The sequence below is a fragment of the Thiomicrorhabdus immobilis genome (assembly GCF_021654855.1).
In the GTDB taxonomy this organism is placed as follows: domain Bacteria; phylum Pseudomonadota; class Gammaproteobacteria; order Thiomicrospirales; family Thiomicrospiraceae; genus Thiomicrorhabdus; species Thiomicrorhabdus immobilis.
Genome location: NZ_AP024202.1, coordinates 1935579 through 1961944 on the forward strand (window position 1 = coordinate 1935579; position 26366 = coordinate 1961944).

The 26366-nt window shown below is 41.6% G+C and carries 24 protein-coding genes, 2 tRNA genes, 1 other RNA gene and 1 pseudogene; 5 read left to right on the forward strand and 23 right to left on the reverse strand.

The window, feature by feature from the left end:
• Positions 1-43: 43 nt before the first annotated feature.
• Genes L6421_RS08815 through L6421_RS08840 form a run of 6 tightly spaced genes read right to left on the reverse strand, consistent with a single transcriptional unit; the run spans position 44 to position 5788 of the window.
• Entirely contained in the window at positions 44-637 is a 594-nt protein-coding gene (locus tag L6421_RS08815; RefSeq protein WP_237261435.1) for a glycosyltransferase family 29 protein, read from the reverse strand.
• A gap of 39 nt (positions 638-676) precedes the next feature.
• A complete protein-coding gene (locus L6421_RS08820; protein ID WP_237261436.1) occupies positions 677-1771 on the reverse strand; it encodes a polysialyltransferase family glycosyltransferase in 1095 nt (364 codons plus the stop codon).
• Positions 1758-2810 carry a lipopolysaccharide heptosyltransferase I gene (gene waaC, locus L6421_RS08825; RefSeq protein ID WP_237261437.1) on the reverse strand — a complete coding sequence of 351 codons (1053 nt, stop codon included), beginning with the start codon at positions 2808-2810 and terminating at the stop codon, positions 1758-1760. Before waaC ends, L6421_RS08820 begins: the two co-directional genes overlap by 14 nt.
• Before the next feature lie 11 nt (positions 2811-2821).
• On the reverse strand, positions 2822-3790 hold the full coding sequence (gene rfaD / locus L6421_RS08830) for an ADP-glyceromanno-heptose 6-epimerase (RefSeq protein WP_237261438.1): 969 nt from the start codon (positions 3788-3790) through the stop codon (positions 2822-2824).
• Positions 3791-3806: 16 nt separating this feature from the next.
• Positions 3807-4178, reverse strand: coding sequence for a diacylglycerol kinase (locus tag L6421_RS08835; protein ID WP_237261439.1), 372 nt, complete (start codon positions 4176-4178; stop codon positions 3807-3809).
• On the reverse strand, positions 4175-5788 hold the full coding sequence (locus tag L6421_RS08840) for a phosphoethanolamine transferase (protein WP_237261440.1): 1614 nt from the start codon (positions 5786-5788) through the stop codon (positions 4175-4177). The genes L6421_RS08835 and L6421_RS08840 overlap by 4 nt, the downstream gene beginning before the upstream one ends.
• A 117-nt stretch (positions 5789-5905) precedes the next feature.
• Between L6421_RS08840 and L6421_RS08845 the strand changes: the two genes are divergently transcribed.
• From L6421_RS08845 to L6421_RS08855, 3 genes are read left to right on the forward strand one after another with little or no spacing between them, the layout of a single operon-like run.
• Positions 5906-6568 (forward strand): fused DSP-PTPase phosphatase/NAD kinase-like protein, encoded by a 663-nt coding sequence (locus L6421_RS08845; RefSeq protein WP_237261441.1) that lies wholly within the window; start codon positions 5906-5908, stop codon positions 6566-6568.
• 3 nt (positions 6569-6571) lie between these two features.
• Entirely contained in the window at positions 6572-8311 is a 1740-nt protein-coding gene (gene msbA / locus L6421_RS08850) for a lipid A export permease/ATP-binding protein MsbA (RefSeq protein ID WP_237261442.1), read from the forward strand.
• Positions 8304-9251 carry a lysophospholipid acyltransferase family protein gene (locus tag L6421_RS08855; protein WP_237261443.1) on the forward strand — a complete coding sequence of 316 codons (948 nt, stop codon included), beginning with the start codon at positions 8304-8306 and terminating at the stop codon, positions 9249-9251. Before msbA ends, L6421_RS08855 begins: the two co-directional genes overlap by 8 nt.
• Before the next feature lie 152 nt (positions 9252-9403).
• On the opposite strand, the gene L6421_RS08860 is transcribed toward L6421_RS08855, so the two are convergent.
• Together L6421_RS08860 and L6421_RS08865 are read right to left on the reverse strand one after the other, a co-directional pair.
• Positions 9404-9613 carry a zinc-finger domain-containing protein gene (locus tag L6421_RS08860; RefSeq protein WP_237261444.1) on the reverse strand — a complete coding sequence of 70 codons (210 nt, stop codon included), beginning with the start codon at positions 9611-9613 and terminating at the stop codon, positions 9404-9406.
• Positions 9614-9624: 11 nt separating this feature from the next.
• The gene (locus L6421_RS08865; protein WP_237261445.1) at positions 9625-10554 is read right to left on the reverse strand and encodes a branched-chain amino acid transaminase; all 930 of its coding nucleotides are present in this window, start codon (positions 10552-10554) and stop codon (positions 9625-9627) included.
• Between the two features lie 393 nt (positions 10555-10947).
• Between L6421_RS08865 and L6421_RS08870 the strand changes: the two genes are divergently transcribed.
• Together L6421_RS08870 and argF are read left to right on the forward strand one after the other, a co-directional pair.
• Positions 10948-12120: an aspartate aminotransferase family protein gene (locus L6421_RS08870; protein WP_237261446.1), complete on the forward strand. Its 1173-nt coding sequence runs from the start codon at positions 10948-10950 to the stop codon at positions 12118-12120.
• Between the two features lie 16 nt (positions 12121-12136).
• Positions 12137-13045, forward strand: a complete 909-nt coding sequence (gene argF, locus L6421_RS08875) for an ornithine carbamoyltransferase (protein ID WP_237261447.1) — start codon at positions 12137-12139, stop codon at positions 13043-13045.
• 77 nt (positions 13046-13122) lie between these two features.
• On the opposite strand, the gene recR is transcribed toward argF, so the two are convergent.
• The 15 genes and pseudogenes from recR to cpaB all read right to left on the reverse strand — a co-directional run bounded on the left by recR (position 13123) and on the right by cpaB (position 26352).
• Positions 13123-13716, reverse strand: a complete 594-nt coding sequence (gene recR / locus L6421_RS08880) for a recombination mediator RecR (RefSeq protein WP_237261448.1) — start codon at positions 13714-13716, stop codon at positions 13123-13125.
• A 20-nt stretch (positions 13717-13736) separates the two neighbouring features.
• Positions 13737-14066: a YbaB/EbfC family nucleoid-associated protein gene (locus tag L6421_RS08885; RefSeq protein WP_237261449.1), complete on the reverse strand. Its 330-nt coding sequence runs from the start codon at positions 14064-14066 to the stop codon at positions 13737-13739.
• An 88-nt stretch (positions 14067-14154) separates the two neighbouring features.
• Positions 14155-14928, reverse strand: coding sequence for a DNA polymerase III subunit gamma/tau C-terminal domain-containing protein (locus L6421_RS11560; protein ID WP_446033475.1), 774 nt, complete (start codon positions 14926-14928; stop codon positions 14155-14157).
• A 279-nt stretch (positions 14929-15207) separates the two neighbouring features.
• A pseudogene (gene dnaX / locus L6421_RS11565) lies at positions 15208-16638 on the reverse strand (DNA polymerase III subunit gamma/tau); the annotation flags it as partial.
• A 221-nt stretch (positions 16639-16859) separates the two neighbouring features.
• Positions 16860-16956, reverse strand: an RNA gene (gene ffs / locus L6421_RS08900) — signal recognition particle sRNA small type.
• Between the two features lie 14 nt (positions 16957-16970).
• Positions 16971-17045, reverse strand: a tRNA-Gly gene (locus L6421_RS08905).
• A 2-nt stretch (positions 17046-17047) separates the two neighbouring features.
• A tRNA-Ser gene (locus tag L6421_RS08910) sits at positions 17048-17137 on the reverse strand.
• 71 nt (positions 17138-17208) lie between these two features.
• Positions 17209-18723, reverse strand: a complete 1515-nt coding sequence (locus tag L6421_RS08915) for a hypothetical protein (protein ID WP_237261450.1) — start codon at positions 18721-18723, stop codon at positions 17209-17211.
• A gap of 2 nt (positions 18724-18725) precedes the next feature.
• Entirely contained in the window at positions 18726-19364 is a 639-nt protein-coding gene (locus L6421_RS08920) for a tetratricopeptide repeat protein (RefSeq protein WP_237261451.1), read from the reverse strand.
• Positions 19364-20260 carry a type II secretion system F family protein gene (locus tag L6421_RS08925; RefSeq protein WP_237261452.1) on the reverse strand — a complete coding sequence of 299 codons (897 nt, stop codon included), beginning with the start codon at positions 20258-20260 and terminating at the stop codon, positions 19364-19366. The genes L6421_RS08920 and L6421_RS08925 overlap by 1 nt, the downstream gene beginning before the upstream one ends.
• Before the next feature lie 4 nt (positions 20261-20264).
• Complete coding sequence (locus tag L6421_RS08930; protein ID WP_237261453.1) at positions 20265-21206, reverse strand: type II secretion system F family protein; 942 nt, start codon at positions 21204-21206, stop codon at positions 20265-20267.
• Positions 21206-22621: a TadA family conjugal transfer-associated ATPase gene (locus L6421_RS08935; RefSeq protein ID WP_237261454.1), complete on the reverse strand. Its 1416-nt coding sequence runs from the start codon at positions 22619-22621 to the stop codon at positions 21206-21208. The genes L6421_RS08930 and L6421_RS08935 overlap by 1 nt, the downstream gene beginning before the upstream one ends.
• Positions 22622-23905: a CpaE/TadZ family protein gene (locus L6421_RS08940; protein WP_237261455.1), complete on the reverse strand. Its 1284-nt coding sequence runs from the start codon at positions 23903-23905 to the stop codon at positions 22622-22624.
• Entirely contained in the window at positions 23906-25471 is a 1566-nt protein-coding gene (locus L6421_RS08945; protein ID WP_237261456.1) for a type II and III secretion system protein family protein, read from the reverse strand.
• Complete coding sequence (cpaB, locus tag L6421_RS08950) at positions 25468-26352, reverse strand: Flp pilus assembly protein CpaB (RefSeq protein WP_237261457.1); 885 nt, start codon at positions 26350-26352, stop codon at positions 25468-25470. The genes L6421_RS08945 and cpaB overlap by 4 nt, the downstream gene beginning before the upstream one ends.
• Positions 26353-26366: the final 14 nt, after the last annotated feature.

Here is a 26366-nt window from a genome sequence, read left to right on the forward strand (position 1 = left end):
TGATTTTCAACAAAGGATTTAAAATCAACAACAGATAAATCCGTTAAAGCTCTTCAATTTTAAATTGATTTTCTGGCAATGCAGTGCGAATAAACTGCTCTTCTTGATTTCCAGAATGCGGATTTCTTTTTCTTGGAATTTTTAAAAAATCCATTATTTGATGACTGAATCGCTTTTTTTGGTACCAGTTATCACTTTTAAAGAAATCAAACCCATAAAGAGTGACTTGACCCTTGCCAATATAACGTCTAATCACATCATAGGTCATACAGCCTGTTGAAGGGTTTGCCCCAAATTTATCATGTAATTCTTGCCACCAATCCAAAGGATAGAAATACAGTTTTTCAGTGGTTTCTTGAGAGAACTCTTCTCGATGTTTTGGTGTCATCCACATAACAGTTGCATATTGATTCACTAATTGATCAATATTTTCTTGTTCAATAGAAGCCGCTAAAACATCCAGTTTATGTCCAACATGCGCCTTCATCTCCTCTGGCATATTCCATGCCCGATTCATACGAATAACCACATCATGCTTATCCACTGGATATTTTTTACCCAACACCTTTTGAGAATTGCCTACCAGGGCAATATTTTTATCTTTAATTAGTGCTTCAATATCTGTAAATGTCTGCACATTTTTCCCTTTGACGTTAACTTCAGCGAAACTTAAACCCTAAAAGCCTTTAATATCTTTGAAAGCCGCGACCATATTCAGACCTAATGGCTCATATATACGTTTGAATTTTATTTGAAATGCATCTTCTTCTGCTAGAACTGCCGTCACTTTCAAATCTGGCCTTAACCATTTCGCTGTTAATAGTGCTGTTCCAACATCTCCGATTACATGAGACTGTTTCTTTAAAAATGGCAATATAAATTCAAAAGCCAGTCCACTTGGCAGTAATAGCACATTATACTCTTCAACGAGTTTTAGCGGGTCTACTTGCCTTGTGCGAGGGTGATACTTAACGGCAACAGGAATTTCCTGTTGTTTCAAAAACGTTAAAAACTCAAAAATACGTTTTTCATAACCAGTCATTTTTTTTATATTATTAGGATGTGGAATCAGCAAAAAAACGCCAACATTTTGTAAAGTTCGCAATATTGATTCATTTACTTGAAAATCAGACAAAATGGCTTTACTAAGTTGTTTAACCTTATTACTTACAAACCACTCTGGCTTAATGAGCTGACATTGCTTCGCTTGCAACAATGCCACAGCAAAATCAGGTTGAAACAACCAGGCCTGGTCAATCCATTTCGAAGCGCCGACTGTTTTCGGTTCTTGCCACCAACATCCATAACCTATTTTTTTTAAAAGACTATTAATCACATCTTTAAAATATTTATAAGGTCTACCAGCATAGGAATACAGGCCATCATCTAGATACCAACCTTCAATAGCGACATTGCTTGACTGACTCGTATGCATTGCGTATTGAAACTCCACTCTTCGATCACTACCCGTAGCAATCGCGTCTGGATTAAATACTTTAACCAGTTCTGATAATTTAGCAAAACTCTGCTTTCGTTCAGCCATTTTATGCCAGCCTTTGGCTCGACCAAAAGTCAAATCTAGGGTTTCAAAAGGACTCTCTTGCCAGTTGTATAGTGCATTAAAGTAGACATTATCCTCTAAGCTCTTTTGATCAATCAGCACCATTTTTGAAACTTGCTTCTCAGAAAAAGCACTTGCATGAGCAACGGCTACCAAAATATTTAAAGGGGTTGATGGTAGATAAAGGACTTTTTTCTTAAGCAATGTCATCATAAAGGCCTATTTGATTTATCAGTGCTGAAAAAACATCCTCAACACTCAACCCCTCCAAAGACTGTAACGCTTGCTCTTTGCCAGAAAATTGTTTGATATACCCTGGCGCACAAGGTGATTCCAAGCGTGTGACTTTGGCGCCATCCGCTCCTACCAACTTAGGGTCTGTCACTCGGTATAAAACCACCATAGGCACTTCTAATGCCGCCACCACATGCGACAAGCCGGTATCTACCGACACGACCGCTTGAGCGTTTTTAAGGGCTTTGGCCATATCATTCAGGGACAGCATCTCGGTTGGCACCCAAACATTTTCCGGTTCGGTGGTACTTGCGATTCGTAAAGCACGTTGCTGCTCTTCTTGATTTCCCCAAGGCAAAATCACCTTTTTACCCATTGCATTGGCTTTTTGTAAAAGTTCAATCCAGTATTCTTCTGGCCAATATTTGGTTTCCCAAGTGGTGCCGTGTAAAAACACCCAATAATCGTTTTCAGCAAACTGCTCAACAACCAATTTTGGCTTTGACCAGGCCAGGGTATTTAAGCCATAGACTATAGGGGCGTTTTTTGGCAATTCATAATTTAGACTTTGCGCAAGCAACTGACGTAACCGCAAAATCGCATGCTGCTCTTTGGCTACAGGATACTTGAATTGATAGAACAAAGTGGCTAAGGGTTCGCGAGCACTGTGCCAATCATAACCCGCAGTTTTGGCATTAATTTTTCTCGCTACCCAAGCACTTTTCAGCAAACCTTGCGCATCAACAATCAAATCATATTGGGCTTGATTGACCTCTTCAAAAAACGTTTTGATTTCTAGACGTGTTTGCTTTTTCAGAAGCGTTTTACGCCATTTACGCAACTCTATCGGATAAACCTTATCCACGACAGGATGCCATTTTGGGATTTCTGCAAACGACTTTTCCACCACCCAATCAATAACCAGGCCTGGTCGCTTTTGTTGTGCATCCGACAAGGCGGGAAAAGTGTGGAACACATCGCCCATTGAGGACATTTTAATCAGCAGAATTCGCATAGAGTAGACGTTTACTTTGTAAAATTTAAAACAGTCGGGTTTTCAGTTAACCAAGTTAAATACTTTTTAACCCCTTGAGCCACGGTATGAAACGGAGCATCATAACCCGCCGCTCTTAAGGCTGAATTATCCGCTTGAGTAAAGCTTTGATAAGCGCCTTTCAAATGCTCCGGAAATGGGATGTATTCAATTTCACCTTTACCATGAAAATCAATCACCGCTTCGGCAATGTTTTTAAAGGGTTCTGCCGCAGCAGGACCTAAATTGAAAATGCCCGATTTTTCCGGGTGGGCTAAAAACCATAAATTGACCTTAACCACATCTTCAATATAAACAAAATCACGGGTCTGCATACCGGCACCATAACCATCGTACTCACCAAACAGCTTAAGCTTTTCACCTGCTAAAATTTGATTGTGAAGCTTAAAGGCCACACTCGCCATATCGCCCTTGTGCTGTTCTCTTGGTCCATACACATTAAAGTATCTAAAACCCACAACCTGACTTTTGGCTTTTGGCAAAACTTGGCGAACATATTGGTCAAACTGAAACTTGGAGTAGCCGTAAACATTCAAAGGTTTTTCATAAGCTCTGTCTTCAATAAAGTCAGGGCCGTCGCCATAAACAGAAGCGGATGACGCGTAAAAGAATGGAATCCCCCAATTTAAGCAATAATTCAGCACATCTTTTGAATATTCATAATTATTGTCCATCATGAATTTACCGTCCCACTCCGTTGTAGCAGAACAGGCGCCTTCGTGAAACACCGCTTCAATGTCAGGTAGCCCTTGCTCGGCAAAAATACGTTGCTGAAAGTCTTCTTTATCCAAGTAGTCGGCGATATCGCAGTCGGCAATGTTGATAAACTTTTTACCGTTTTTTAAGTTATCCACCACAATAATATCGGTACGGCCCTGTTCATTTAACGCCTTAACAATATTACTGCCAATAAAGCCTGCACCACCTGTTACAACAATCATTTTTAACCTACTATCTTTAACTGAGCAATTTTGAAATTATAAAACCACCCCAAACCACAATGGCGATGGCAAAAGAGATAAATACAGCCGCTGAGCCTTGGTCTTTAGCGCGGCCTGAAAGCTTATGATAATCTGAACCAATTCTGTCAACGACGGATTCTATGGCCGAATTCAATAATTCAACCACCAATACAATCAATAACACCGCAATCAATAGCGCTCGCTCAGTTGCGGTATCCCCCAACCAAAAAACCAATGGGGACATCAAAGAAAACAGGATGACTTCCTGTCTAAATGCCGCTTCATGTTTCCAGGTTGATTTAAAGCCTTTCCATGAATAACCCGCAGCGTAAACTATACGTTTCAGTCCCGAATGAGGAGATTTCATTGCAATCCTTTATCGTAATCTTTGCCATACACCAGACGCGTTTTGGCTTGGTATTCAGGTAAACAGAGTGACTTCTGCTGATTCATTAAATCACTCTCTACGGGAATCATACACTGAGCGATATGAAAAAAGTCATCCAGCATAATAGGCGATTTGATATGTGAGGCTATTAACTTGTCACGCTCTGAAAACTCCGTTTGATAAGCCGCATTTCGCCAAAACATAAATGGCACTTCCAACATACTGGTGGTCACGCCATCTGGCCCATGACCTTTAAAGTCTTTGGTATCAAACACCTCTTCACCATGGTCTGACCAGAAGGTTAATCCTGCGATGCCTCGCGTCGTTTTAAGCTGTTTAATAATTTCACCGAGCACAAAATCGGTGTAATGTACTGAATTATCGTAAGCGTTAATAAAATCTAGTTGGCTTGTCGAAATATCATTCGTGTAGGGTTTGATCCCTTTATTATCAGTAAACACGGCTTGTTCAGGAGGAAAGCGGTTTGCATACTGCAAATGACTACCCATCAAATGCACAAAAATCACTTTATTTTTTGCTTCATCATTAATTGCTTCTTGGATTACTGGCAATAAATAACCATCATAGCGATTAACTTCGACACCATGAAAGTCGTGACTTATAAATTTTGGCACATCTGCTAAAGAAGCAATTGCACTCGTAGGACGTCTAAGTGGTTGTTGGTTTGAAATCCACCATGTTTTAAATCCTGCCTTTTTAAACACTTCTAATACACTTGATGCTTCTGAAATCGATAGTTTATTTTCAATATCTGACTTAGTTAATGTGACATTTAAGGATTGCGCTGTTTGTGCAAAGTTGGAAATAACATCCCTAAACACCAATAAATCTGCACCCAACTGATCCAAGAAAGGAGTTGTATTTCGCTTATAGCCATACAACGACATGTGATTACGATTTAAGGATTCACCAACCACAACAACATAAGTTTGCGGCCCTTCATTACAAGCCTTAGCTCCATAAGAAAGGTTTTTATACAGTTCCTTTCGCTTTTCAATCTCAACACTTATTGCATCTTCATTCTTCACATAATCAATTGCCACCCCGGTAAAACCGGGAATCACATCAAAGGTACGACCGCGGTCGTTAATTTGCTGAATGGCGACCAAAAGCATCAAAACACCCAGGCCTGCAAAGACTTTTTCACGGGTTAATTCGGCTTCTTTAAATAAGATTTTCTTTAAAGAATAAAAAGCGATTGTCCAATAAGCCAATAAGATTAAGACATTCTCTACACTAATATAGGCCTGTAAAAACTCAAGCGCTTCATGGGTATCGGTTAAGGCAATGGCCTCAAACGTGGCGCTGACAAATACCCCACCAAAAGTAACCGCATAAACAATATCCATACTACCGGATATCGCAAATAGAAAAATCACACCTAATAGAATTTTTTGTAAAACCGTATGTCTGAATAAATAAGCTAAACCGCCTAATAGAATCAACCAACCTAAACGGGCATTGAGTTCTGAGCTACGAATAAAATCGGAATAGATGTACATAATCAACAATGGGAAAAACAGTACAAAAAACACTGACCACCAATGTGAACGAACCAATTTAGACACAGTTACTCCGTTTTTAAAAAAGCATACGTTGCAATTTACGACAAAAACGTGATTTTATCATTTAAGCCTAATAAAAGGGTAAAATACCCACAACTTAATCCGCTGAAAAAAGCCAGAATGAATCAATTAAACTCCTTTTGGAAACGCTTAAAGGCCCATTTGCATGCATGGTTTGTTGACCATGAAATACTCCGTAGCCTGTTCAGAAATTTTTATGCGCTTTCTAACAACGCCTACCGTAGCAACCACCCCTCTCCAGCATTTATAAAAAAACTGCATCATAAACATGGGGTTAAAACCATTATCAGCATGCGCCGAGCGGATACGACGGGGGCTTATTTGCTTGAAAAAGAGGCCTGTGAAAAGTACGGAATCACCCTTATCAACCATCCAATTTCTTCTCGCTCTTTACCGGATGTTGACAAGGTATTACAAGCCAAACAGATTTTAGAAACAGCCGAATACCCGATTTTAATTCACTGTAAATCAGGTGCCGACCGTGCCGGCATGATGAGTGTGTTTTATAAACTGTTTATTGAAAAGCAACCTATTGAAGAGGCTTTGAAGCAACTGAGCATGAAATATGGACATTTTCGCTGGGCGGAAACCGGTAAATTAGATTATTTTTTTGACGACTATTTACGTTATCGTGAACAACACCCTGAAACCGAGTTTTTAGATTGGTTAGAAAATCACTACGATAAACCGGCACTAAATCAAAGCTTTCACAGTTCGGGCTGGGCCAACATCGTTGTTAATAAAATCTTAAATCGAGAGTAATTCATGTTTGACCGTCAAACCCTATCACTCTACCGAAGGCTACTTGGCTATATTATGCCGTTTAAAAGCCTGATTGCCGTTACCTTATTGGCTTTATTAACCATTGCCGCCATGGAGCCCGCAATTGCCATGGTTCTTAAAGAGCTGGTAGACGAAAGTTTGATTGCCAAAAATCCAGACTCTTTTGTAATGATGCCTCTGCTTTTGGCAGGGGTCTTTATCATTAAGGGAATTGCCGAATACTTCAGCAAAGTGTTTAGCCAGTGGATTGCCCAAAAAGCCGTGTTGGCTATTCGTGCAGATATGTACCATAAAATGCAACACCTGCCGTTTGGCATTTTTCAAAGCTATGGCACCGGCAAGCTCATGTCCAAAATCACCTACGATGTGCCGCAAGCCAGTAATGCGTTATCCACCGCCTGGGTGATTTTAATTCGCGATAGCTTGACCATTGTGGCTTTGATTGCCTATCTGCTTTATATCTCATGGCAGCTGACCTTGCTGATGCTGATTGTTGGGCCGGTGGTCGCCTATATTATTGATAAGGCCAGCAAACTGATGCGTAACTCCAGTAAGGCTATGCAACGCAATATGGGACAGCTTACCGAACGCTTGGAAGAGAGCTTGACGGCCCACCAAGACATTAAAATCTATGGCGCTGAACAGTATGAACAAACTCGTTTTCAGAACACTGCAACCGAACTATTGAACAACTCCATGCAAGTCACCAAGGTATCGGCCTTAAACGTCCCGCTGGTTCAGGTTTTAGCGGCGATTGCTTTATCAGGAGTGGTGTATGTGGCGATGCAAATGTCAGCACAAAACCTGTTTACGCCAGGTGAACTACTCGCTTACATCACCGCGATGGCGTTAACCTTTGAACCGATTCGCCGTTTGACCAGCATTAACGAAACCGTGCAAAAAGGCATGGCCGCTTCGGAAAGTATTTTTGAACTACTAGACCAACCCAACGAAGCCAATACCGGCACTCATACCTTGGAAAACGCTCGAGGCGAATTGCAATTTAACGCAGTGAATTTCAGCTACCCTAATAGCCAACATGCCGCGCTGGAAAATTTTAATCTTACTATTCCTGCCGGTAAAACCACCGCTTTAGTCGGTCAATCGGGCAGCGGTAAATCGACCTTAGTTAATTTGATTACCCGTTTTTATGACGCCGATTCAGGACAAATTTTATTAGACGGCCAAGACATCCAAACCTTAGAGCGCCATTTTTTAAGAGAACAGATCGCCCTTGTCAGCCAAAAAGTCACGCTGTTTGATGATACCGTAGCCGCCAATATCGCTTATGGTCATAGTGAACATGATCGTGATGCCATTATTACGGCCGCAAAAGCCGCTCATGCCTGGGAATTTATTGAAAAGCTTCCAGCTGGATTAGACACCTCGATAGGTGAAAACGGCAACTTACTCTCCGGTGGGCAACGTCAGCGTATTGCGATTGCCAGAGCATTCTTGAAAAACGCTCCTATCTTGATTTTTGACGAGGCCACTTCCGCTTTAGACAATCAAAGTGAGCAAATGATTCAGCGCGCGATGGACACGCTTAAACAAAACCGTACCGTGATTGTGATCGCCCACCGCTTAAGCACCATTGAAAATGCCGATAACATTGTTGTAATGCAACACGGAAAACTAATGGAACAAGGCAACCATGCGGAGCTTTTAGCCCATCAAGGCATCTATTCTCAACTCTATCAAGGACAGGAGTTCGATGAGTAAGTCATCTAAAAAGCTTTATACCCAACATTTTCAAACGCGATTTTTTGCACCTCAATACTGGGGTATTTGGCTAGGCATAGGGTTATTACGTTTATTGGCTTTAGTCCCTTTTCGCTGGAAGTTTGCAATCGGTAAAATTCTTGGAAAACTACTGTACCGTCTTTCCCCCAGACGCCGCCGCCTTGCTTTAGCCAATTTAAAACTCTGCTTTCCTGAAAAATCGGCCACGGATATCCAGCGCCTATTAACACAGCATTTTGAATCTTTGGGCATATCCCTGATGGAGATGACGATTGTTTGGTGGGGTGACCACAAAACCAATCATCAAAATGCCTTTGAAAGAAAGCTTGTGACCTTTATTGGTGAAGACAATCTGCGCAATGCGCAACAACAAGGCAAAGGGGTTTTAATTTTGGCGCCGCACTTTACTACTCTAGAGTTAACCGGCCTATTTGTTTCATTTTTAACCAATTATCACGCCGTTTATCGCCCGCATGACAACCCTTTAATGGATTACTTAATCGCCAAAGGACGTTCGATTGAATTCAGTAACGGTGAGCAGGTTGAGCCGGTATCCAATGCCAACACCCGCCAGATGCTGAAAGTCTTGCGCGCAGGCCACAGCATGACTTTTTTACCAGACCAGCGTTATCGCGCCAAAGGCCATGTTGAAGTGCCTTTTTTTGGGGTTAAAGCCAAAAGCAATCCAGCTACCTCTAAAATAGCCAAGATGACGGGTTGTGCAGTGGTGCCGACCTTTACCCGGAGATTGGAGAATGGACATTACGAAGTGGAATTTTTACCGGCTTTGACTGACTTCCCATCAGGGGATGATTACCAAGATACCTTAAGACTGCACCACTTGTATGAAGCAGAGATTGTCCGCAATCCCAGCCAGTATTTGTGGGTGCATAATCGCTGGAATTTAAAAGATTATTAATCAATAGCGGTTCTAACCAGGCCTGGTTAAATCGAAAATGCGAATTTTAAAACCAAAAAAGCCGTAATTGCATCAAATCAATTACAGCTTTTTTGGTTTTTTTGCAAAGCTACCAGGCCTGGTAGCTTTGCGTGGATGCTTTTAAATCTAGATTAATGATGACCTGAATGACTCGGGTCAAAATCTTTTAAAGTGTATTCAGCACCACAATATGGACACTTGGCTTTACCAGTTGCTTCTATCGGTAAAAACACGCGCGGATGCGAGTTCCATTTACTCATATCAGGTGTTGGGCAGTGTAACGGTAAATCATCATAAGTCACTTCATAATGAGATTTTGAATTAGTTGAATTTTCACTCATTTAAGCTCTCCTTATTTAGCGACGTTAGTTAACCATTCCATATGTTCTGCAGAACGGCCGTGAACGATGTCAAAGTACAAACTCTGTAGCTTTTCAGTGATTGGACCACGTGAACCGATACCGATAGGACGGTTATCCAATTCACGGATTGGCGTTACTTCTGCCGCAGTACCGGTAAAGAAAGCTTCGTCCGCAATATAGACTTCATCACGGGTGATTTTCTTTTCAATCACTTCAATACCCATATCTTTAGCTAGCTTCATAATGGTTTTACGAGTAATCCCATCTAAACAACAGGTTAATTCAGGCGTATATAACACACCGTCTTTTACCATAAAGAAGTTCTCACCCGAACCTTCAGCTACATAACCATCTACATCCAACAACAAAGCTTCATCACAACCGTGATTCATCGCTTCTTGTAGCGCAAGCATAGAGTTCATATAAGAACCGTTTGATTTCGCTTTAGTCATGGTGACGTTCACATGGTGACGTGTATAAGAAGAGGTGGCGATTTTAATACCACGAGTCAGGTTCTCTTCACCCATGTACGCGCCCCATTCCCAAGCCGCAACCATCACATGCACTTTAAGGTTATCCGCACGTAATCCCATACCTTCAGAACCGTAAAAGGCCATTGGACGAATGTAAGCCGATTTAAGATTGTTCTCACGAACCGCCGCACACTGTGCTTCATTCAAAGTCGCTTTATCAAACGGCATTGGCATATTCATGATTTTTGCTGAGTTAACCAAACGATCGGTATGCGCATCCAAACGGAAAATAGAGGTTCCCTGTTCCGCATCATAAGCTCTCACACCTTCAAACACACCCATACCATAATGTAAGGTATGTGTTAAAACGTGAACCTTAGCGTCGCGCCATGGAACCATTTCGCCATCTAACCAGATTACGCCATCTCTATCTGCCATCGTTTGCATTAACAAATTCTCCACAAAATTTTCAAAAATATTAAGAGCGATATTTTATCCTAAATCCTGACTATCACAATTGAAGTTTTGAATGTTTTTCCAATAAAAACCATGTTTTAGGTGATTTTATGGGTTCTTTTTACTTACTCAACCCTATTAGACTTGAATTATTGCGAGATTTAGATAAAATCATTTTTTTGGAATTGCATGGCAACTTAAAACTTTTTAAGTTATTAAGTGCAATCAAAAAAGCAACCTTGCAGAAAGCATTTATAAACACCTAGTCCAAGCTGGATATTTATAAATACTTCTCTCGGGTTGCTTTTTTTGTTTATCCAACACATGAATTTGCTTTCAGCGTGAATTATGGTTACAAAACCATAACGATTATTAGGATATTTTATGTCAGATCATTTAATGAATACTTATGCAAGATTACCGGTGACCTTCGAAAAAGGTGACGGAGCGACCCTGCATGATACTAATGGAAAATCGTACCTTGATGCCATCAGCGGAATTGCCGTATGTAGTTTAGGCCACGCCCACCCTGCAATAAGTGATGCGATTTGCAAACAAAGCCAAACCTTGATTCACACCAGCAACCTCTATCAAATCGCCAACCAACAAGCGCTTGCCGATAAGTTGATTGAACACTCTGGCATGGATAAAGTGTTTTTCTCCAATTCCGGCGCTGAGGCGAATGAAGCGGCGATTAAAATCGCCCGAAAATATGCCCACAAACACAATATCGACAACCCTTGCATTATCGTCATGGAAAACAGTTTTCACGGCCGTACCTTAGCGACGTTGTCAGCAACGGGAAATCCAAAAGTTCACGAAGGTTTTGCCCCCTTGGTTGAAGGTTTTATACGTGTACCGTTCGATGATATCGATGCCGTTAAGGCACACAGCGATAACAAAAACATTGTTGCCATTCTAGTAGAACCCGTACAAGGTGAAGGCGGTATTCATGTACCTAAAACAGGTTACTTAGCAACACTTCGTGAAATTTGTGATGCGAATAACTGGCTACTGATGGTTGACGAAATTCAAACCGGGATGGGACGCACTGGCGAATGGTTCGCATTCCAGCATGACAATATCAAGCCAGATGTATTAACTCTTGCCAAAGCATTAGGTAACGGTATGCCGATTGGTGCATGTCTTGCACAAGGCGAAGCTGCCAATACCTTTGCTCCAGGTAATCACGGTACCACTTTCGGCGGAAACCCGCTTGCCTGCGCCGCCGGCTTAGCGGTAATCAATACCATGGAAGTTCATAACCATGTCGCTGCGGTTGCTAAGAAAGGTCAATTACTGATTGAACAATTCCAGCAAACCCTTAAAGGACAAAATGGTGTCGTTGAGGTTCGCGGCAAAGGCTACATGATTGGTATTCAACTTGACCGCCCTTGTGGTGACCTGGTTACCATGGCCCTTGAACAGGGTTTGCTCATCAATGTCACCCGCGGCGATACCGTTAGACTGCTACCGACTTTTGTCATGAGCACAGAACAAACCGTATTCTTAGTTAATACACTCAGTGAATTAATTAAAACCTTTTTAAACAAATAAAATAAAGATTAGAAAGATGACTGTAAGACACTTTTTAACCCTACAAGACTTAACACCTGCGGAACTAAGGCAGATTATGCAGCGTGGCACAGAACTTAAAGCCATGCATAAAGCGGGGGAAATATTTGAACCCCTGAAAAATCAAACCTTAGCGATGATTTTTGAAAAATCTTCAACACGTACCCGTATCTCATTTGAAGCGGGCATGACTCAATTGGGAGGTCACGCGTTGTTTCTATCTTCAAACGATACCCAGCTTGGTCGCGGTGAGCCGATTGAAGACAGTGCACGTGTGATTTCCAGCATGGTGGACGGCATCATGATTCGTACTTTTGGCCATGACATTGTGGAAACCTTTGCAAAACATTCATCGGTACCAGTCATCAATGCTTTGACGGATGATTACCACCCTTGTCAGCTATTGGCTGACATGCAAACCTATCAAGAGCACCGTGGAAGCATTGAAGGCAAGACGGTTACTTGGGTCGGTGACGGGAATAACATGTGCCACTCCTATATTAATGCCGCAGCTCAATATGGCTTTAAGTTACGTATCGCTTGTCCGGAAGGCTATGACCCGAATATGGACCTGGTCAATGCCAATAGCGACCGTGTGGAAATTGTACGAAACACTTTAGACGCTGCTGAGAACTCAGACTTAATCGTTACCGATGTCTGGGCAAGCATGGGGCAAGAAGAAGAACAGAAACTGCGTGAACGGGCATTTGCTGACTACCAGGTGAATAAGGAAGTAATGGATAAGGCAGACAAAGAAGCCTTATTCATGCACTGCCTACCCGCACATCGTGGTGAAGAAGTGACTGCCGACGTGATTGACGCCAAAGACAGCGTTGTTTGGGACGAAGCCGAAAACAGACTGCATGCTCAAAAGGCTTTGTTGGAATTTTTGATGGCAAAAAAATAATTCCTTTTTTGCTTACCCCATAAAAAATCCCGCAAAAGCGGGATTTTTTATGTCCAAACGATAAGTCTGAAAACGAATTACATCGATCTTCTAGCTAAAAATGCCTGTGACAGGGTTCCACTATCCAAATATTCCAACTCGCCACCCATCGGAATACCTTGAGCCAACCGAGATACCACTACACCCTGTTTGATTGCCATCTGCTGAATATAATGCGCCGTGGCTTCACCCTCAACCGTAGGATTGGTGGCAATAATCAATTCAGAAACAGAACCGTCTGACAACCGCGATTCCAATAGGTCTAAACCTATCTGTTTCGGACCAATACCATCAATCGGTGACAAATGCCCCATCAAAACAAAATACTGCCCCTGAAAGATACCTGATTGCTCTATCACACCAACATCAGCAGGAGATTCAACAATACACAATTCACCGGTTGCTCTGCGAGCTGACTGGCAAATACTGCAAGTTTCTTCCTCTGTCAGGGTTCTACAAAGTGAACAGTGTCCAACTTCTTCAACCGCTTTAGACAAAGCTTGCGACAAAAGTAAACCACCACTTTTATTGCGCTCCAACAGATGATACGCCATACGTTGCGCCGATTTTGGTCCTACTCCGGGTAGAACACGAAAAGCTTCAATGAGCTCTTGGATTAAAGGACTTTGCAATTCACAATCTCATTTTTTGCTTAGAACGGCATCTTCATGCCGGCTGGCATATTCATTCCCGCGGTTAAACCACCCATTCTTTCTTGGGTAACCTCTTCTACACGGCGAGCGGCACTATTGACCGCCGCAGCAAACAAATCTTCAAGCATCTCTTTGTCATCCATCAAGGAATCATCGATCTCAACCTTAACCAATTCATGTTTACCGGTCATAACCACTTTGACCATGCCACCACCGGCTTCACCATTGACTTCCATTTTGGCAATTTCCTCTTGAGCTGCTTGCATATTTTTCTGCATCTCTTGAGCTTGCTTCATTAAGTTGCCAAGGCCACCTTTTCCACCAAACATAAACTTTCCTTTATTTTCTGTTATACATTTCTTGAATTCTAAATTTAATCTTGAGCTTAAATCACCAATAAAACACTTAAAAAACCTGCTACAAGGGTTTAAGCGTTCCTGGAATCACGTCCATTCCTAGTTGAGCAAGAAATGAATTTACCACTCCATCGTTGGCAATCGATTGCTGTGCAGCCAACTGTTTATCTTCGGCCAGTTTTTGCTCGTATTTAACAGGCGTAAAATGCTCAGACGCCCCTACCACTTCAAAAACCATCTGAGTACCAAAATAGGTTTTTACGGCAGCCTCGATTTGCTCTAAGACCATTTCAGGCTTGGCATATTGCTGTTCAGGATCAATACTCATCCGTAATACCTTATCGGTTAATTCGACAAGCACACTATTACGAGCCATATCCTCAGCCATGCCTTTCAAGTCCAGACATTGGATGATTGATATCCAATCTTGCAAATAGTCGCCTGAAGGAGCGAATTCAGCTTGTTCAACGACCGCCAAGCTTTCAACACCTTGCTTCGCTTGGCTTGACTCAACCTGTGTTAAATCGTCTGAATTTGGCGCAGCTTCAGGCTGATGCTTTGCTGTTATCGAATTGGGGTTAAATTGCTGAACTGAACTATTTTCACTATGACGATCAGCGGCTAAACTCACCCCTTGCTCGGTTTCATCAAGATGCCAAGGCGGTAAATCATCAATCATTGTTGCAGAAGATTGGTATGCAACATCTTCATCAGACCCCATTTGCTGGTTTTGGGCAAACGCCTGATTCTGTAGATGATTAATCTGCTCACTTATTAAGTCATGCACAGGGACTGCAACCGAACTTGAATGTTCATCAACAACCTCTGACGGCATTACAGGCTCAAGGTCAGCATTTTTCTCCGCTTGCGGTGGCTGTTCTATAGCCGTGTTTGAACCAGGCTTAGCGAACGGTTGTTTCAGGCGTTCGCGAATTTGAGCCAGGTGGTCGGTGCCCCCTGCCGGCTCACTTTTTGTATTTGAATAAGATGGATTAGCCTGAGAATCATTAACTGTTTGAACCAAATCATTAGTCGGCAGTTCGCTTGGTAAAGGAACGGCTTGATGTGACGCTATAAGGGTTGGTTGATTGTCAAACGGGCGTTCTTCAAATTGCTGTTGTTCATAATCTTGTTGATTATCTGTCTGCTGTAAATACTGCAGGGAATCGGCTTGCTGCAGATAGGCCTGTTGAGAATCATTCTCTTCGGATGCGGCTTGAGCATAGCCGACTTCTGGAAGCGACTCTTCTACTTTGGAAAAAGCTGATTCATCAGTTGTTAACTCTGTTTCAGCGTTTATTGAAAAGTTTTTTTTTCCGACCAATGAACGTGCGGTTGCAAGTCCGGCTAAGGCATCCATTGGCGAAAGCTCGGCATCAGCAGATTCTGCCATAACTGGCTCAGATTGCGAAACTTGCTTGACGGCTACCTGATTCGACTGATTTTCGGCAATTACCGCGTGAGCGGGTTGAAATGCCAACATTCGCATCAAGGCCATTTCAAAGCCGATTCGAACATCCGGAGCCAACTGCATGTCTTGCTTGGTCAAAAGTGCGATTTGATACAACAACTGCACTCTCTCTGGAGCAAAACTCGCTGCAAAACCTTTGACAATTTCTGCCGGCAACAAAGTGGTGGTTTCATTATCGGAAAATACCTGCACGTAAGAGATGGCGTGCAAGCTTTCAATCAATTGAGCCAATAATGCCTGGTAATCCACCCCCATTGTCGCCAACTGCTGGATCACATTTTTTACCTGTTGAGCATCATCATGAGCCAAGGCTTGTAAGATGGCTACGCCAAACTGTTGGTCAACCAATCCCAACATGGTTTGCACAGGCTCAAACATCACTTCACCGGCACCATAAGCAATCGCCTGATCCAACAAACTCAAACTATCACGAGCCGAACCATCCGCACTCTTGGCAATCAACGCTAAAGCGGAGTCTTCAAAAGGAATCTTTTCCTGCACCAAGATATGCGCCAGATGATTTTGTATCTGAGGCTGGGTTAAACGCATTAAATTAAATTGTAAGCAACGCGATAGAACGGTAATCGGCAACTTGTGTGGATCGGTCGTCGCCAATAAAAATTTAACATGCTCGGGCGGTTCTTCAAGCGTTTTCAATAAAGCATTAAAACTGCTTTTAGAAAGCATGTGAACTTCATCGATTAGGTAAACCTTATAACGACCTTGAGTCGGCGCAAACTGAACATTATCTAGAATCTCGCGGGTATCATCCACTTTGGTTTTGGATGCCGCATCGACTTCGATTAAATCAATAAAACGACCTTCATCAATAGAACGGCAGGTTTCGCAAACCCCACAAGGAGTCGAAGAGATACCCTCTTGGCAATTTAAAGCTTTGGCGAAAATTCTGGCAATGGTCGTTTTACCTACGCCACGAGTACCGGTGAACAAGTAAGCATGATGCAGACGTTGCTGATCCAGTGCATTTGATAATGCCTGCATTACGTGAGACTGACCAACTAACTCAGCAAAGTTTTTTGGACGCCACTTGCGTGCTAAAACGGTATAACTCATAACGAGAACAACAACTCTTTAAGTTCAAAAATTGGCATTTATTTTAACGTGTCTTGACGACAAAATCAGAACTATTTAAAAGGTCTGTCAAACAACGAGGTTGCAACGGAAGTCCTATCAAAAAACAAAATCTAAAGCAGAAATATCCGCAGATATACCAGGCCTGGTAACTTATAAATCGACAACGAAGTAGAATAAAACAGTAAAGAAATGGGTGGCGACCCTACCCACCTTACCTCGGCGCACGCATCAGAAGGTACCGTTGCTTCCTTCCGGACCTGGCGGAGTTCCCAACTTAGCGTCGCGAGGGGATGAATAGAGTCACCATAATATGGAGCGGGTAAGGAGAATCGAACTCCTCTCATCGGCTTGGAAGGCCGAGGTAATAGCCAATATACGATACCCGCTTTGGCGGAGAGCGGGGGATTCGAACCCCCGATAGGTATTAACCTATACCCGCTTTCCAGGCGAGCTCCTTCAGCCGCTCAGACAGCTCTCCTAAGGAATGCAGGATTATACTTGTTCAGTTAAATAATGTCTAGAAACAATTAAGCAAGTCACTGGACTGGCCTATCGCCAAAATAACCATGAAAAAGTAGGATAGGTTTTCATTTTCTTCACACCGCAATCAAGTTGCTGATAACTGGTTTGCCAATCAATGAAAGGCGAAAAAAACAGACTCATCATCCATTGAAAGAAATTCAATCGTGTTGACGGAGTACGGTTAAAGTCTTTACAACTTTGTTGGGCATAACCATCAATGTTTGTTGTTGTTGTTACCGAGGTCGTTGTACAGCAACAGCCAAAGAACATACATGTAGTCACATCAGTGGTTGAACTCGTACTACCTAAGGTTGTTTCATAACTTAAACAACGTTGGACCTCTGCGTCAGTGGAATTTTTTGGCCCATCTGTCATATCGGCTAAAGCGCCCGTAATATTTGGCACATCTGTAGCATCGGTACCATCGACACAGACACCCGTACGACCGACATAAAAATAGCCATCCACATAGACTTCTTTATCTTGTGGCAACAGAAAGCCAAATAAAGCGACCTTATGATACAAGTAGTCACCCGTCGTTTCGAAACCATTATCATAGCTATCGTTTTTTTCTAAGGTAGAGCCATCCCAGTTCTTAACATAATAATCTGCACTACTCGTCCCCCATAACAAACTCCAAAAATTCCAGGTTTTAGTAGGAAAAGGATTCACCCCGCTGACCACTTCCAATGGCTGCTGAGCAGCGACAATATCATAGTTATCCATTTGAGAACTATCGTTTATATCAACAAGCTCCGTACTACCCTCCTCAACCTTACCCAGCCACTGGGACGAGAGTTCAACTGAAGGATATTTTGTTTTGTCAACATTTCCAGGATGGGATTCAACATAGCCATATTCACAATAATTCTGTCTATCGACCGAACCCGGAGCTCCGATATTTCCAGGAAATGTCGCTGGCACAGCACTCATATCAGCCGACAAACACATATCATAACGTTTATCACAAAAACAATCGGCCATATCGGTACTATTGGCATCTTCTTCAGAAATACCGTAAATCGCCTGTCCTTTAGGGTGGAAACCAAGTAGACCTGTCGGTGAACTTTCTACCAATTCCAAGGCAACAGCACTGAATTGAATTGGCTTACCATCGGCATCCTGACCGGAACGAGGATTTGATTCATATTCAGTTAAAGGTTCAAACTCTTCGGTTATCGTATAGGTGAGATTGGTTTTTGGATCTGTATATGAATATGCTGGTACCGTTTTCATATTTCCAAATGTAATATTTAACGACACATCGCCATCAAGTGTATGGCCTAACTTACTTAAAAAATCACCAATAACTTCACGTACCTTATCCCCTTCAGTCGCAATATTATCCTCTGTCAAGGCCAACTCGGTTCTTAAAGCGACAGGCGCTAAGGCTTGGGCGTAATTATTGAAATTACGCTCCATAATCATCTTATTGCCTAACTCCATAACCGTAAAGACACCTGATAAAGCTGTTGCGATGCTAAGAGCGCCTAAAAGAGAGATTGAACCTCTTTGTTTTTGTAGTACTGAATCATTAGACATATCTACTCCACCAAACTTTTCACTAACTTTAAATTATTCAAGGCTTTTGCATTCAAAGGATCATGTTCTAACGCCTGCATAAAAAAGCTTTGAGCACGTTGATATTTTTTTTGTAAAATCGCTGAAAAACCCAAGTTATTTAAAGCACTGACTTTTCTATTAAGCTCATCAGACTTTAACCAGTCGTAATATATCGTTTCAGCTAAACTAAAATCCTCATTGATAAGGGAGAGTCTTGCTAACTCCGATTCATCGTCAATGGTTTTATCGGTAAATTTATTAATTTCTAGCCAAGCGACAAACGCCATATTCGATTTTTGCTGCGCTTCATAAATTTGAGCTAACATTCTATAGACTCGAATATCATCCCGATTGACCTTACGTAATCTATGTAGCAAAGTCTCAGCTTGTGAAAACTTTTTTCTTTCAATTAATAGTTTTGCCAAGTCCAAAGCAAAATCTAATTCTTCAGTCGGACCAAGTTCCGTTGACAAAGGCTCAACTTGTTGCGAAAAAGTTGAATAGTCATTTTTACTTTCGTTTTTTGCTGCGAACTGGGTACACCCGGAAAAAGAAATCAAAGCAAACAAAACCAACACAGCTCTGAAGAAGTCAATATTTGGCAACATGGCATTTTTCATCAAAAAGTTCTTCCTAAGATAACCATTTTCTCACCAAGCAGGAGTATCAAATACGGTAGCATCAAAAACGGCATGATGACTACAGCCATCTTTGCTGAAGTTTTAGCCGCCTTTTCTTCCATCATCTGCTCTCTATTTAAATACATTCTACGAGAGAACTCGTTTAGAGCTTCACCTATCGAGCTACCTAATTTTTCATTCTGTATCAACACTTGTACCAGGCTCTGCACATCTCTTGTAGGGTTACGCTCTGCAAACTGACGCAATGCATCCGTTCTAGACATACCAATTTGAATTTGATCCAATAAATACTCAAACTCATAACAGATTTCAGGATGCACATTCCGAAGTTCACTTGAAACTCTTTTGATTGCGACCAGATAACTTAAACCTGCATTCATGCAGATATTGCACATATCTAAAAAATCAGGAAGATGTGCATCAATCAAACCCAACCTTTTCTGACCTTTATAAATTACAACCCTCTCTGGCAGTAATAAGAAGATCACCGGAACGATAATCATCCAAACGGGAGAGACTAACTGCCAACTCCAAAGAAAAGCCATGAATAAAGCAGATGCGATAATCAACATATACTTGATGAAAAAGTAACCGCCAATGTCACTATCCCGTCTATATCCAGCACTAATTAATTGCTCTTGTAGTTTGGCAATTTCTTTGCCGTTTTTCGGCCCTAGAGACCGTCCTAAAGAACACCACCAACAGCGGTTATAGCTATTTTTCTGTTTTACATACTGGCTTACAAGACCGACACGAGCCTTCATATGTTCCTTTTCTAACTGAACCATATGCGCTACCAAAATGCGTTTGACAATCAACCAAGTCGCGAAAAAAGCAAGTATTGCCACGATGGACAGTAATAAAAGGTATGACACGCTTCTAAAACCTCATTTTTAACATTTGACGAAGGATAATCATTCCAAGCGCAATCAGAATAATCGACACCCATAGCAATTGATTTCCTAAAGGGTCTTCAATAAAAAACGTCATGGATGGATAATCAAAAAAGTATTTATAACCCAAATAGCCAACTGGAGCTCCTCCTATAAACCATGCAGTAAAACGTGATTCTGCAGTCAGTGTTTTCAGTTTTGCTTGAAAATTTTCACGACGTCGCATCAACTTGGATAGCTCACTTAAGATACTCGACAATTGACCACCCGTTTCACGTTGAATAATCAACGTGATAACAAAAAATTGTGCTTCCGGCAAATCCACGCGCCGTTGAAATTCTCGAAGAATGTCACGCATACTTATCCCTAAAACGAGCTGTTTATTGACCTCCTTCATTTCCTGAGCCAAAGGCCCTTCCATATCCTCCCCCACTGCGGAAATGGCACCATCGATTCCATAGCCTGATTGCAAAGAGCGGACAATAGAATCTAACATTTCTGGAAATCTTTGACGTAACTCTGTCTGTCGTTTATTAATTTTTACCATTAAAAATATCGAAGGCAGCGATACTAACAATATAATTGCTAAAATGACTTTGCCACTAAGGTCGTGAAGATTTGCAATCAGTAGAAAGAGACTTAAAAATATTAAAACTGCTTGAGCGATAATAACCTTAATAACTTCTTGTTTTTGAGTAATCCCTGCCTTCTTAAACTTACCGCTTAACCACAGATACCATGTTTTTTCCGCTTGGGAAAGAAGCTGTTCTTGAATGGTTTTTTGTTCAGAATGGTTGATGCCAATACGAATTAACAATTGATTGAGTTGCTGTTTCTGTTTTTGCTGTCGCCCCCAAGACATGCCTATGGTAAACAAGATAAACGATGCAAAAATAGCTAATGCAATAATGAGAAGTTCAGCATCCATCAACTAACTTCCTGGACAAAATTAAACATATCCGCAGGGAAACTATAGCCGACAGCTTCACACTTTTTACCACAAGCAGGTCTTAAACCTGTCGCGCGGAAAGCACCACGCATACTTCCAGAAGTTTTATTGAGCTGGTTTTCGAAAACAAAAATCTCTTGAAGAACGACGTTGTCCTCTTCAACCCCTACCACCTCAGTAATAAATTCAACTCTGCGTTTACCGTCTTTACCACGATTCACATAGATAATTAAGTCTATCGCACTGGCAATCTGCTTACGGATAGATGCCGCAGGAATATCAACCCCACTCAGGTTAATCATAAGCTCTAGACGAGCAATGCTATCGCGCGGACTGTTTGCGTGCAGAGTAGCCAGAGAACCGTCATGCCCGGTATTCATAGCCTGCAACATATCTAAAACTTCACCACCACGAACTTCCCCTAATACTATACGATCGGGACGCATACGTAACGCATTCTTTAACAATTCACGTTGGGTTACTTCACCTACCCCCTCTGCATTAGGTGGTCTGGTTTCTAATCGAACTACATGAGCCTGCTGCATTCTCAATTCGGCACTGTCTTCAATCGTAACGGTTCGTTCATTCTCAGGAATCAATCCCGATAACATATTGAGTGTTGTTGTTTTACCTGAGCCAGTTCCGCCACAGACAAGAATGTTCAACCCAGCTTTTACAGCGTAATCCAGAAAAAGAAACATCTGTTCCGTCATTGAGCCATAGGCTATCAAATCCTTAGCACGAAGATGTTGCTCCGGAAATCTTCGGATAGAGACACTAATACCGTCTACGGCTAAAGGGGGAATAATGATATTGATACGAGAACCGTCGGGAAGCCTAGCATCAACCAACGGAGATGACTCATCAACTCGACGACCTGTTGAATAAAGCATTCGATCCACTTTATTCCTCAGGTGCTCTTCACTTATGAAGCGCACATCACTTAATTCAAGTAACCCTCTGCGCTCAACATAAATTTGATCATAGCCATTAATGAGGATATCTGAAATGGTTGGGTCGGCCAACAATGGCTCGATTGGACCTAAGCCATAAATTTCATCCAACAACTCAACCCCAAGCTGGCGGATTTCAATTTCCGACAACGGATAACCCATTTCAGCTGCCACATTTCGAACCAACATTTCCAGGCGAGGTTTGAGTTCTTGTCGGGTTTCCTTACTGTCGGCTTCATAAAAAGCCTCATCTTCAGCGGCTTTTTTTTGGCAACGCGATTTAATTTCTTGAAATGTAATATTTTGGGTCAGACTGGACTCTTTGATATTTTTTCTAGGAGAAGCGTTATCCTCATCAAATTGCAAACTATCGGCGTTTACCAGGTTTTCAAGCGCCTGGTTCTTTTGTTCGCCTTGTCTTAATCGATCACGAATACTCATTTAAGAAACCGTTTGTGTTTGAGAAGAAGGTTTGGATTGTTGCTTAGTTACTTTGGTCTGTTTTTTCAAAAGTTTATTGATAAATTTCATTGCCCCCCCTTTATGAAAGATGCCTTTCATTCGGTTTTTCTCCAGGACTACATCCTCAACCATTGGCCGTAAGCTACCGTTATGTAGCATATTCGCAATACCCAATAATTGTCTATTTACATTGGATTCAGGCTTAAACTCTTTTAACAACTGTCCATGATTTAAAGATTCATTGAATCCTAAATAATCATTTGCCACATGAACAACAGTATCTACATCAAAAGAATCAATGACCTCACTCATTATCGAGTCATCCTGACTGGTGCTTCGATTGATAATCAGTTTGATGGATTCTCGAACATAACCCAGTTTTTGAGTTAACTGGATAACGGAGTTGACCGCTCTAAAAGAAGATAAAGAAGGCTCAGCTACAAGGACGATATTGTCAGATTCATCCAATGAGCTCAACGTCATATCAGACAAATCACTGGCACAATCAATTACAACGTGGTCATAATAACGTCGCAATAATTGAATAATCGTTTTAATCAACTCTCCATTCAAAGTATCCAGTTCAGTCACTTCTGACGGGAGCGATAAGATATATAAGCCGGACTCATGACGACTCAAAGATTTATAGATTAAATTTTCATCAAATCGGTTCAAGTTATAGACAAAATCAGTTAAAGAATATAGCCGTTTACCTTCCATATTAAGATATAAAGAGGTGTCTCCTAACGGCATATTCAAATCAACTAAAACCGTTCTTCCTTCTGTTAAATCATTAAGATGTGAAGCGATATTGGTCGCTAATGCGGTGCAACCTACTCCACCTTTCAAGCTAAACAAAGATGAAACATTACCATTCTTACCCTGACGGCGACGTTCCTGCATGTGTAGAATGGATAATATATGGAATACCTCATTCGGACATTCGATAAAACCTAATACACCCTGATGGCTGGCTTCTATAATAAAATCTGCATTTTTTTGTTTTAAAAGAATGTAAACCGCCACCCCTTTGGCCAAAGTGAGTATTTGGTTAACGTCTTCTAAAACCGATTTGTCATTACCATCGTATTCCAATAGAACAAGACTGACGTCTTCTGGCCAAATATGAGGAACTTCGTCCAATGATTCCATTAAATACTTTGAAGAAACTGAAACACGCACAGCTTCTTTAAGGTCCTCATCCGTACCTAAATAAAATAATTGCCTCAATGCGATTGAGTTAGTTTGCAGTACCGTACTCATTTAGGGTTTCTCCAATCCAATCTTCACCGAAAGCTCAGGAAGAACACTCTTCCCTTCAGGCAACATCTCGACAATTTTACCCATAAAAAAACCATCCGCTGCACTAGGTCTATCCATGTTTTCTCCAGGCAAAGCGATCTTTGCACCTTCTTCAATGGGCTCGACAAAGGTCGGTGTCACTAAAATAGCCAACTCTGATTGATCTTTCTCATAACTCGTTGAACGGAATAATGCGCCAATAATAGGAATGTCACCCAACAATGGAATCTTAGAGACTGAAGAACGTAAATTATCTTGAATCAAACCACCTATTACAAAACTTTGTCCTGATGCAAGCGTAATGGTTGTATTCGCTCTACGTGAACGGAATCCCGGCACAACAATACTTCCAGTTTGCGCCCCGGCACTTTCATCGATATTACTGACCTCTGGCGCCACAGTCATTTGAATATCACCCGATTCTGTAATAATAGGACTAAAGCGTAAACGTACTCCAAACTCTTTATAAGTAACGGTAATCGTTTCTGCGTTCTGAGCGGTTGGTATCGGCACCTCACCACCTACCAAAAACTCTGCAGTTTCACCCGATTGTACAATCAATTCTGGTTTAGCTAAAACGCGTGCTAAGTGATTCCCTTCAAGAATCGACAGGACGCCAAATAAATTCCCTCCATTCGGCTGAACCCCAATTTGGAACGCATCTTGATGGGCGACCGACAAGGTTGCCTTATCTAAATTTGTATCTAAATCTAGCAAAAACTCCATCGTTGTTCCAAGCACCCCAGATGGAGCAATATTAACTCTATCGCGACGATCCATAATCGAGGCGCCACTTCTAAATGGATTACCTTTAACAACTTCTGCAACCCTTACCGATAATTTGACTTGTTGTGGACCGGTAACCTTTACCAAATTAATAACACTTACACCTAAAGCTGAAATAACTGAATGAATACGTTTTTTCTGAGCTTTATTCGGAACATCTCCTGTCAGCATTACCATGTAATTACCTGCTAAAGGCTGAGCATTCAGACTTCCCTTAGAACTCTCTTCTTGCAGAACATTTTTATCTTTTCGCCTATCCGTCTTTAATATAGGGTCACCATCTATCTTACTGCCGATAATATCAACTTCTCTTCTTACAGATGTCTCGGGATTTATCCAAATGTTTTTTAACTCAAACTTTACAGTACCTTTAGGATTAAGATCTTTTAACAAAGCTGTTATGGTGCTTTCAATTTCTTCTTTACGGGACTGATCAGGAGCAACATTAAGCGTGACTTGATGATCGACAGAAGGAGTATCACGATAGGTTACGATTAATTGGGTCCGACCTGCGCCTTTTCCTGTTACCAGCAACTCGGTTTTACTCAATACCTTAACGGTTGCCAACTCTGGATTTGCAATCATTGCTCGCTTAAGAGCTTTATCAAATTTAATAATTTGACTATCCGTTTCCGTTAAATTGTATGTCTTTGCCAACTCCGCATAGGCATTTAAAGGCCCCATTGCCAGCACCAAGCTTAACGATCCTAACAATGAAGTAAGATTAAAATTATTTTTCACTGTGTAATTACCTCTTGGACATTATCGCCTTGCATAATTTGAATGACATCACGCTCTTGTTTTGGCTTGTATTTTGGCGGTCTCTGTTTGCTACGTTCTATCACCTGAACATTCACACCATCTGTTTTAACAACATCCACATCCTCTGGCGCTCGTAATGCCAAATGAATAGCACCAACATTAATCGCCAATGCCAACTGTTCCGCTTCAAAGGTATTTACATTCAAAGCGACCATTGACGCTTTAACAAAAGCTTCACCATGCTTTCTGTCATTGGCCTGCTCATTTTGCTTTTCTGTTAGAGACCCCATACGATTAACTTGCCCAATAGACAATACCTCAATGTTTTGCAAAATCGTACGACTAATCATTCTCTTACCATCAGCACTTTCAAACACACTAATGACATCTACATGATCACTCGGGTTCAACATGCCTAATAACCCACTTTCCGCAGAAACAGGTATGCGCATCGCACGCATCCCTGGTTCTAGCAATGATTCGATTCTGCCCTGCTTCTCTCCCTGCAAACCGAATTTTTTATCTATAAGCCATTCGCCTGCATAGATAGGCTGCTTGGTAATATGACCTATAACCGCATTTGGATCGACAACAACCCCTTCAGCAACCACCCCTTCCGTTGGCACCATAAGAATCTTCATATCAGCCGCTTCAATGACCTCTCCGCGGTATAAGTCACGACTAGCCACAACAATGGAGCGTAATTCAGGTTTTTCAATTACCGTTACGGTTTTGACTTCCGTTTTACTTTCGACTTCTGCAACACGGTTCTCGACATAGCTATATACCAAGCCAACAGCCAGTATGGCAAATAAAGACGCGACCCCATACAGGACTAAATCACTGCGTTGAATTTTCATAACATCTCAATTAA